Below are 605 nucleotides of genomic sequence, written 5' to 3'. Positions count from 1 at the left end.
CGCAAGCGCCAAAACGCAGTGGTATCGCGCGCTTCTTACCGAAAACGCCAATCAGTTTGATGATGGACTCGCGTGGTAACGATCTATCGGCTCAAGTGGAGTTTGAAGGTTTCAACCGTCAACTTAGCCCAGTAAACCGTCATCTTGGCAGCAAGCTGGTGACGTCTGTGCAAAAAGATGTGCACCGTTTGATTGAAGCGGGTGATGTGCTGGTTGAAGAGAAAGTGGAAGCCGTTCGTAAGCAAGCGCAGCAAGATATGCAGCAAAGCTTGAATGCGGAGCTAGAGCGTTTACAAGCTTTGAAAGCGGTGAACCCAAACATTCGTGATGAAGAGATTGAAGCGATTGAAGCGCAAATCAAAGAGCTGACTGGTTACATCAATCAAGCTCAAGTGCAGCTCGACTCGCTCCGTCTGATCGTGGTGAGCCACAACTAATCGCGTAAAACGCATTAAAAAAGGTCTTCAATCGAAGACCTTTTTTTTATCTGCGGTTTGTTTGCCAGCGGATTACATCAACCACTTCCACCAAATAAACAGAGCTAAGAAGCCAAACAAGTAAATCAGTCCAGCAATGGATAGCCATTTCAGTTTACGTCCCACCGC

Annotated in this window: 1 pseudogene; it reads left to right on the top strand. The window is 47.1% G+C overall.

Annotation, left to right across the window (positions count from 1 at the left end):
* Window positions 1-437, top strand: a pseudogene (locus tag R7P74_RS27735) (RNA polymerase-associated protein RapA); the annotation flags it as partial.
* Window positions 438-605: the final 168 nt, after the last annotated feature.

The sequence above is a fragment of the Vibrio sp. 2033 genome, from assembly GCF_033339735.1.
The sequence above is the reverse complement of the archived record's forward strand: the minus strand, read 5'-3'. Positions and strand labels throughout refer to the sequence as shown.